At 35.3% G+C, this 8,892-nt stretch carries 8 protein-coding genes and 1 pseudogene; 5 read left to right on the forward strand and 4 right to left on the reverse strand.

The window, feature by feature from the left end:
• Nucleotides 1-58 precede the first annotated feature (58 nt).
• Together HEQ36_RS24485 and HEQ36_RS24490 are read left to right on the forward strand one after the other, a co-directional pair.
• Nucleotides 59-313, forward strand: a complete 255-nt coding sequence (locus tag HEQ36_RS24485) for a hypothetical protein (protein ID WP_168635322.1) — start codon at nt 59-61, stop codon at nt 311-313.
• Nucleotides 303-680 (forward strand): type II toxin-antitoxin system RelE/ParE family toxin, encoded by a 378-nt coding sequence (locus tag HEQ36_RS24490; RefSeq protein WP_168635323.1) that lies wholly within the window; start codon nt 303-305, stop codon nt 678-680. Before HEQ36_RS24485 ends, HEQ36_RS24490 begins: the two co-directional genes overlap by 11 nt.
• Here the strand turns inward: HEQ36_RS24490 and HEQ36_RS24495 are convergent.
• The 4 genes from HEQ36_RS24495 to HEQ36_RS24510 form a co-directional block, all read right to left on the reverse strand.
• Nucleotides 592-1,191, reverse strand: coding sequence for a hypothetical protein (locus HEQ36_RS24495; protein WP_168635324.1), 600 nt, complete (start codon nt 1,189-1,191; stop codon nt 592-594). The genes HEQ36_RS24490 and HEQ36_RS24495 overlap by 89 nt on opposite strands.
• Before the next feature lie 16 nt (nt 1,192-1,207).
• On the reverse strand, nt 1,208-2,131 hold the full coding sequence (locus HEQ36_RS24500; RefSeq protein WP_168635325.1) for a ParA family protein: 924 nt from the start codon (nt 2,129-2,131) through the stop codon (nt 1,208-1,210).
• A gap of 175 nt (nt 2,132-2,306) precedes the next feature.
• Nucleotides 2,307-2,444: a hypothetical protein gene (locus tag HEQ36_RS26115; RefSeq protein WP_325064578.1), complete on the reverse strand. Its 138-nt coding sequence runs from the start codon at nt 2,442-2,444 to the stop codon at nt 2,307-2,309.
• Nucleotides 2,445-2,666: 222 nt separating this feature from the next.
• On the reverse strand, nt 2,667-2,975 hold the full coding sequence (locus HEQ36_RS24510) for a transposase (protein WP_205748412.1): 309 nt from the start codon (nt 2,973-2,975) through the stop codon (nt 2,667-2,669).
• A gap of 910 nt (nt 2,976-3,885) precedes the next feature.
• On the opposite strand from HEQ36_RS24510, the gene HEQ36_RS24515 reads away from it, so the two are divergent.
• From HEQ36_RS24515 to HEQ36_RS24525, 3 genes and pseudogenes are all read left to right on the forward strand, one after another.
• Nucleotides 3,886-6,909 carry a DUF1574 domain-containing protein gene (locus tag HEQ36_RS24515; protein WP_168635326.1) on the forward strand — a complete coding sequence of 1,008 codons (3,024 nt, stop codon included), beginning with the start codon at nt 3,886-3,888 and terminating at the stop codon, nt 6,907-6,909.
• 125 nt (nt 6,910-7,034) lie between these two features.
• The gene (locus tag HEQ36_RS24520) at nt 7,035-8,534 is read left to right on the forward strand and encodes an MBOAT family protein (RefSeq protein ID WP_168635327.1); all 1,500 of its coding nucleotides are present in this window, start codon (nt 7,035-7,037) and stop codon (nt 8,532-8,534) included.
• Nucleotides 8,535-8,707: 173 nt separating this feature from the next.
• A pseudogene (locus HEQ36_RS24525) lies at nt 8,708-8,892 on the forward strand (photosystem II q(b) protein); the annotation flags it as partial.

Raw genomic sequence — 8,892 nt, forward strand, 5'->3', positions numbered from 1 at the left:
GGAGTTAATTTTTTGTTTTTGCCGGTTTACAATATATAAAGTCACCCACAATAGACTTATGACACTAACCCTTAACCTACCACCAGAATTAGAACAGTATTTAATACAGGAAGCACAACAGCAAGGACTTTCTGTGGAAACTTATACATTACAATTACTACAAAAATCTATTTTCCAATTAGAGAAAAATTCATCTCTTGAAGAAACACCCACAGAAATTGTAATTGAAGGTATTCATCAGGGAATAAAAGAAGCATTAAGTGGAAAAACTATACCCCTTTCACAAATGTGGGAAGGAATAGATGCAGAATAATAATGAACCACTACCAATTGAAATTGCTCTTACTCCTCGTTTTCAAAGAGATTTAAGAGAACTGGCTAAACGCTATCGTTCCATTCGTAGTGATATTCAACCTTTAATTAATCAACTACAAGCAGGTGAAATTCCTGGAGATAGAATTGCGGGAATTAAATATCAAGTTTTCAAAGTTCGTATTAAAAATAGTAACATTCAAAAAGGAAAAAGTGGAGGATATAGAGTGATTTATTATCTAAAAAATGCTCAAGGAATTATACTCACTACAATTTATTCTAAATCGGATCTGACAGATGTGAGTAATGAAATAATTGAACAAGCAATAGCTCAATATGAAGAAGAAAATACCATTCCAGATCAATAAAAATACAAAATTTAACTACTTGAGTAAATTTTTCATTTTCATCTAAAAATTCATCCTCTAGTTTTGGTCTTCTTCTTTTTTCAATAAACTGTATTGTTAACCGATAACCTATTGTTGCAGAAACAATACTTTCTCTCAGTTCTTGTTGATTTTGTTTTTGTGTCGAGATTTTCAAAAATTTTGCAAAAGACTCTAGAGATTTTTTTGTAGAGAAAGACAATTTTAAAAAGTCTAGTCCCTCTTCTTTTGAATTTAACTCATCTAATCTTTGTGAAAGTTGAGTATAGTCTAAATTTTCATGTTGATGATTTTTATCAATAGGTTTGCAAGACGAAATATCTTTCTTTTTAACAGCTTTTGGATAAAAACAATTTACCCTAAGTTGAGCGTCACCTTGCAAAATATCATTTTTTTGATCATCATTAAATTTTATCCATTGTTTTCTGAATAATTCAATTACTTCCTTTGGAATATCATTGTGATGTTCGTTGTTAACTTGGTAATTATCCATAGTATTTTCTATCAATCTAATTAATCAAATATTCAAATTCATCTACCAGTTCTTTAAGTTCTTGAACAATATTTGATGATGAAGACGCACTTAAAACAACAGGAATTCCCTTTTCTGGAGCCATTGCAAATGTAGTTTGATTTTCTCTAATAAAAGCATCAAAAATCTTTAATTTTTGTTCTTTTACAACATTATTCATGTATCTTTGATGAGCATTAATTGGTTGCTCAGTATGAACTTTTACCATTGTAAATACTACTCCAATAATTTTAGGATCAATCACTGAAATGTTAGCTTGTTTTGTATAGTAATTATACTCTTCGACAAACTCTATAACACTTTTCTTTAAATAGGATATTCCTAATGTTGATAAATGGTCTGGTCTTGATGGTATTAAGATGTAATTACTAGCTGCTATAGATGTTTTAGTGACAATGTTGAAATTGGGAGGGCAGTCAATTAAAACAAAGTCATACTGTGATTTTAATTTTTCTAATCCTTGAGAAATTGAACTAAAACAATTGAAGTATCTTGATGCTTGTTCATATCTGTCAATTCCTCCTGCCAAGATACCAGCGAGTTTCATGTCAATGTTAATTAATTCTAAGTGAGAAGCAATTAAATGTAATGAACCTTTTCCACCCTGTTCTTGTATTTTTTTATTAATTTTACTTACCTTCACCCTCACGTCACCAAATGATTTGGGGTTAGGAATAGGCTTTATTAATGAAGTAAAAAATGTTTTTAATGTCAATTCTTTTTCTTCAAACCAGTCTAATTGATCGGAAGAATTAAAAAAAGAAAATGTTAAACTGCACTGAGGATCAGCATCAATTAATAACACTCTATACCCTCTACACGCTAATTCCGTTCCCAGATTAGCGGTGATAGTGGTTTTACCAACGCCACCTTTATAGTTAATAATAGATACTACTTTCATACTGAAATTGAAGTGATTTTTGCAAAAGAGATATAGTTAGGGATTAAAACCCATCTTCAAATTATACCACTAACCGTCCGCAAATGGCAAATGTAGGTTGGGTTGAGGAACGAAACCCAACACCACTCATTGGTATTTTAAAATTAATGTTGGGTTTCATTTCATTCAACCCAACCTACTCGTTGCCAATATCATTATCAAAAATAATTTCCTCACCCGCACCCCACATCATGTCATACATACCTTGACGCACAGCGCGATGAAAACTTGAATATTCCCAATCCTTTGGTGCTGTTACAAAACCATGTTTCACAGGATTATAATGAATATATTCAACGTGATTTTGAAAATCTATTTCATCTCTAATTAAATGTTCCCAAAAACGATATTGCCATATAGCCCGTTGTTTTTTCTTTTTTCTAGATGCAGATATATAGGACTCCTATTTGATTTTTGAACAGAACTCGGTACATACTGAAATCCTTCTTCCCTGTTCCCTGTTCCCTGTTCCCTGTTCCCTAACTCAACGGAAAATTCAGGAATCAAACCGGATTCCTATATTTTCTGGTGAAATAGTTTCACATTTACGACTAAAATAACTTTTAATTAACCGCCAACGGGTAGAAAAATCATGATAATTTTCTGGTAAAGTCCAAATACAGTAGACATGATCAGGTAAAATAACAACAGCATCTATAATAAATGGATGTTTCTGTATTACATAACCAAAAGCATATCTTAATAAAGAAACATTTTTTGGTAAACATAATATTTTTCGTCTTTTCTCTGTCACCACTGTAAAAAAGTATGTTCCTCCTGCCACTTTAGCGCGGCGATATTCCATACTATAAATATCCTGTGATTAAAGTTGTGTTTTATAATCTTGATTTTACCCCGTAGGTTGGGTTGACGTAAGGAAACCCAACATTAATTATAATAAGTAATGGGACAGAATTAATTGCACAACTTATTTTTCTGTCACTTGTCACCTGTTCCCTCTCTCAACAAGTGAATTTAATTTTGTCCGACTACTTATTCTGGTGGGTGGTTTTGGGTAAGTTGACGGTATCTTTGTATTTTCCAGTTTCAGTCACAGTTTCAATGTAGGTGTGCAGGTTATCCGATCAATTATAGGAGATGGTATGATTGATTGTAGGGTGCGGTGAGGGTATAACAGATGTTTTGGTTTTGCACTTCTTCTTAAATCCCGTTGACATTACTTAGATACAGTGGTTAGATGGGTTATCTCTTAAACTACCTTGAGTTGTGTCAATTGAACATCCTCCCACATATCGAATAAATCCCTTTGTCAATAGGGGTTGAAATGCGCTAACCCTGCTGCGCCCCTACCTCCTAATTCCTAAATTCTTCCATAAGATGGTGTTTGAAAAGTCATGATTGCTGTATCAAATATTTTACCCCTCCCTAACCCTCCCCTTATAAAGGGGAGGGAACTAGATTTTTATTGTTACTGATGATTGTTGGGTTAATCCTGAAATTGATAAAACCTTATAAAGGGGAGGGAACTAGATTTTTATTGTTACCCCCCTTTAGAAGAACGGGGGGTAAAAATGTGATGAAAATTACGGGATACCACTTTTCAAACATTCTCCAAGACCATCTTTGTCAATTTTGCAAGCTGCGTAAGTCCTAAATTATTTAAAAAAATGGCAAAATGTGATAGTTCTATGATTCTAGTTGACAAGTACAGCCGAAACTCCCCCATACAACCTTGCTGTTAAATCCCACCGCCCATGAAAACAGTATTACTTGATGATCGTCAAAATTCCTTAGTGCAATGGGTAAGCCAAGCAACGGGTATAAATACTTTCGGGGTAAAAGTCCGATTGCTAGGTAATGACCTACATATTCTCTGTGAAAACGCTGAATGTCCACAACGCTGGCAAACCTTATCGGAGTTATTGCAAGCACTACAGCAAACTGATGTAGATACCCTCACCAATGACGAACAACCGTCAATATACCAAGTATTAATTTATGGTCGAAAAAAAGGGGAACACCGTCCTGAATGGTGCCATCGGGTATATTTAAATCAACTGGAACGACATTTAGAACAGGCACTATTGGCACAGACAGAAACGCCTATAAGCCCTGGAGGCTCGCTGATTATCTCTAATGAAAGTTTGGCACGTCAAGGGGATGGGGATGCCATTGCTCGCTATTTGAGCGAACATCTCAGCCATTTAGGTATAGCAATACAGGTAAAAATTAAACCCTCTGCGGCGAAAAATAACTCTCAGATTGTCGCTAATCGTCTTTGGGTATTTTGTCAGTCTAGCTATAGCCCTGATTCATCATTATTGGCAGAAACGGTAGCCCAAAAGCTCAGACATTTGCAGCTTGTCGGTTATCAGGATGCCATTATTGTTGCCCAAGTTCGAGGGGAAACAGAGCCAGATTGGCGGGTAAGAGTAGATTTGACACCTCCAGAGGTGATGTTAAAAGAATGGGCGCGATGGGGAGATGTGCAAGCGATCGCTAGAATATTAACTGAAGAATTATTAGGCTTCGAAATAGCATTGCAAACTTCCCTCAAAGAATCTACCTTACACATCTTCTGTACCCCAGCTTTTGACCCCTTAGAAACCGCACCCGCACCGGATAAAACGACCGCACTACAAGCCATTGTCCCCCTACTCGAAAGTATTGCTCCTCAAGCCATTATCTCAGCCGCCATATACGGACAAAAAACCACAGACAAACAACCAACTTGGATAGATTGGGTATCTCTACCAGCATCTGAGCATCCATTCCTACTCACATCTGCATTGGAGCTTGCCCGTGCAGGTGATCAACCAGCCATCATTTTTTTACTCGAGCGACTACTCAATCCCAACCTAGATTGGCGATTGAAAACAGGTGGTATCCGGGTACTACTAGTTCGCAAAGAAGATTTATTACACATAATGTGTGATGCTCCCGTTTGTCCTACACGCTATCAAGTTTCTAGTAAAGTGACTCAATTTATCCGCCAACTGAAAATTTCTGGTATTACTGGTGTCCGTGTTTATGGTCGTCGTGCTGGTGATAAAGAACCCGTATGGCATCATGGGGCTGATCTAGAAGAACGTTCTCGATTAGTTCCTGAAGCAACACCAGAATTTGCCGCTACATCAGAATATGTAAATTCCCTAATGATAGATGAAAACAGTGAAGAAATTTTGCGTCCCGATTTAACCAATGAAAAAGTAAAAAGTTTTCTCAAAGAAGCATCAAAGAATTGGGTACTAAACACCAATAAATTAATCAGAAATTTACTTTTAAACAGTCAAATATTTACACCATCTAATCAGGAAATAGACGAAAATCCCGATAATCAAGGAATTGGCAGCGGGATGATTTGGTTAGCATTAGGATTACTTCTCGCCTTACAAAGTGATTTTATGTTAGGCTACGTCGTCGCACATACTGTTAAAAATTCACCAAAAGCTAGTAATAATATTGTTTCACCATTATCCTCACAAGCACAAGCATCCTCACTATCACCAAATAATCAGAAAACATCATTTTCAAATCAACCAGGGACAACAGAATTACTTAATAATGATCCCTCCGCCTTTAATGCTTCTGGATTTATTAATGATAATAATGCTCAATCAGGAAATTTGCCAGCCGGACCATTAAAAGAAAAAGCCACTTCTACAGCTATTTTATTAGCAGCCAGATCGCAAATACCCACTTTTAATGCTAGGCAATTAGATGAACAATTAGCTCTATATAAACAGCGGTTATCTACAAAAAAACGTCCACCAGATGTCTTAATTGTTGGTTCTTCTCGCGCACTGAGAGGAGTTGATCCTGTCGCCCTTTCTAAAGCTTTATCCTCCCAGAATCATAGCAATATTGATATATTTAACTTTGGCATTAATGGAGCAACAGCCCAAGTCGTTGATGTTCTCATCCGTCAGGTTTTAGAACCCCAAGAACTACCAAAAATAATTTTATGGGCAGATGGTTCTCGTGCCTTTAACAATGGGAGAGAAGATATTACTTTCAATGCAATTGAATCTTCACCAGGATACAAACAAATATTGCAGAAATCTCCAACAAAAGTCAAAGCTAATGAAGGTAATAAAAATCTAAAAGATCCCACAGAAAAAGTTAGTAATAAACCTAAAACAGCAGATACTAATATCTATCAAACCACTAACGATTGGTTAAATCAGTCTGTAGCTAATTTATCTGCTAGTTATAAAAGCCGTGATCAAATTAAAATTCTTCTCCAAAAACAACTTCAATATCTACCTTTTAGCTATCAACATTCCCCAGTTAAATCAAAAGTCCACATCACTCATGATTCAGAAATAGACAATAATTCTTCTCTCCAAGGAGTTGATTTTGATGGATTCTTACCTTTATCTATTCGCTATAATCCCACCACATACTATCAAAAACATCCCAAAGTCTCTGGAGATTACGATAATGATTATAAATCTTTCCAATTAGCAGGTAAACAAGATCAGGCATTCCATTCCATGTTAGAGTTTACCAAAAATAATAATATCTCTCTCGTCTTTGTGAATATGCCTCTCACTTCAGATTATTTAGATCCCGTACGCATGAAATATGAGCAACAGTTTCAAGAGTATTTATTAACCTTTACCAATCATCCTCAATTTATCTATCGTGATTTAAGTCAGCTATGGACAAAAGCAAATGATTACTTTTCAGATCCTAGTCACCTCAATCGTTATGGTGCTTATGAAGTATCCAATAAACTAGCTATAGATCCAATGATTAGCTGGCCAACAAAATGATTAAATAGGAAATAGAGAATAGATGAGAAAATATTCTTCATCCTCATTCCTAACTTACGAAAAATAACAAAATACTTGTATTCTTTCTTCCTCATCACAAATTCAGAATTATCAATTAACAAACAATGAAATTTATATCAATTTTTTATGGGTTGTTTCTATTGAGTGTTTTAGGCATCTACTGGACTGTTAATTTAGCAAATATAAGATTATGGATACTGTTAATAGCTAGTCTTTTATTTTACGCATCTTTGAATATTCAATATTTACCATTGCTTTTAACACTAACTTTTATCAACTTCCATCTAGGTTTAGAAATTGGCAGTAATACTTCACCAGGAAAACATTCTCAAAACTGGAATTTATCTAATGAGGAATGGCAATTTGCTCAAGCTGACTGGAATCAACGCCGTCTTAAAGTATTGTGGATTGGCATAGGTTTTAATGTTTTTATTCTTTTAGGCTTTAAATACATAAATCATTTTCTAAATTTAGTTTTTAATCAGCCAACAAGTTCACCAGAATCATTGATTAAGTTAGTTGCACCTCTAGGAATTTCTTTCTTTACCTTTGAATGTATTGCTTATTTAATAGATATTTATCGTGGCGCTCAGGCTGCTACTAAATTTATCCAATTTGCCACATATAAATTATTTTTTGCTAAACTAATTTCTGGACCCATTACTCGTTACCATAATTTAGCGATTCAATTTGATACCCTCAGATTTCCCAGCATTGATAGAGTTGCTGAAGGAATGTGGTTAATTGCTAGAGGTGCAGTTAAAAAAGGTATCCTCGCTGATAATTTGGGTATATTTGTAGATTTATGTTTTGGTAACTTACAAAGGGCAGGTAGTACAGATTTGTGGTTAGCTACCTTTGCTTATGGCTTACAGTTATATTTAGATTTCAATGGTTATGTTGATATTGCTCGTGGTAGTGCTTTACTATTTGGGTTGGTTTTACCGGAAAACTTTGATTTTCCTTACTTCAGTACAAGTATTGCTGATTTTTGGCGACGCTGGCACATTACATTAGGTGATTGGCTACGTAATTATCTTTACTTTCCTTTAGGCGGTTCTCGGCGCGGATTAATGCGTACCTGCGGAAATTTATTGATAGTCATGTTAGTGGCTGGTATTTGGCACGGTTCAGCTTGGGGTTTTATTATTTGGGGTCTATTGCATGGTGTCGCTTTAGTAGTTCATCGTCTCACAGTTCTACTAAGCGATCGCTTGACAATTCTTAATTCATTTTGGCAAAATCCGCTAGGAGTTATTTTTGCTTGGCTTTTAACACAAATCATGGTTTTCACATCCTGGATTTGGTTTCGTCTCCCCAACCTCCAAGATTCCGCTTTAGTGATCAAAAACTTTTGGGGTCATGCCGGTGATCAACAATTTTCAGAAAAAATCTATGTAGAAGCCTTAAATATAAGTCAGTACCAACTTTCTTATTTGTTAATAGGCATAGCTTTACTAATGTTTATAGCATATATTTTTAAGCGAGGCATGAAATTAGAATTTAGCTGGCCAATTAAAATTGTTTTTGTTCCCCTATGTTTTTATGCAGTTTGGTTACTAGCGCCTGAGGGTAGTTTACCTTATATATACTTTGATTTTTAGAGGTGAATTTTCTGCTGCAATTCCTGTAAATCTCATCACATTAGGAAAACATATAACTGATATAACTAATACTAATTTTAATTATCTTTACAAATTTAAACTTATCCTCTAATGTTGTATTCAGGTAGGCAAAACAACCTACCAACATCATAAGAAAATAAAGCAATCATAAAATGACAACTACCTTACAACAGCGCGAAAGTGCTAATGTGTGGGATCGCTTCTGCGGTTGGATCACCAGCACAGACAATCGTTTATATATCGGTTGGTTCGGTGTATTAATGATCCCCACCCTCCTATCTGCGATCGCTTGCTTCGTAATTGCATTCATCGCCGCTCCTCCAGTTGACATTGATGG

This window comes from Anabaena sp. 54 (assembly GCF_017355725.1).
Classification (GTDB): Bacteria; Cyanobacteriota; Cyanobacteriia; order Cyanobacteriales; family Nostocaceae; genus Dolichospermum; species Dolichospermum heterosporum.

Coding starts and splice junctions, on each gene's coding strand:
- HEQ36_RS24485 (WP_168635322.1), top strand. CDS start 59: ATGACACTAACCCTTAACCTACCACCAGAATTAGAACAGTATTTAATA.
- HEQ36_RS24490 (WP_168635323.1), top strand. CDS start 303: ATGCAGAATAATAATGAACCACTACCAATTGAAATTGCTCTTACTCCT.
- HEQ36_RS24495 (WP_168635324.1), bottom strand. CDS start 1,191: ATGGATAATTACCAAGTTAACAACGAACATCACAATGATATTCCAAAG.
- HEQ36_RS24500 (WP_168635325.1), bottom strand. CDS start 2,131: ATGAAAGTAGTATCTATTATTAACTATAAAGGTGGCGTTGGTAAAACC.
- HEQ36_RS24510 (WP_205748412.1), bottom strand. CDS start 2,975: ATGGAATATCGCCGCGCTAAAGTGGCAGGAGGAACATACTTTTTTACA.
- HEQ36_RS24515 (WP_168635326.1), top strand. CDS start 3,886: ATGAAAACAGTATTACTTGATGATCGTCAAAATTCCTTAGTGCAATGG.
- HEQ36_RS24520 (WP_168635327.1), top strand. CDS start 7,035: ATGAAATTTATATCAATTTTTTATGGGTTGTTTCTATTGAGTGTTTTA.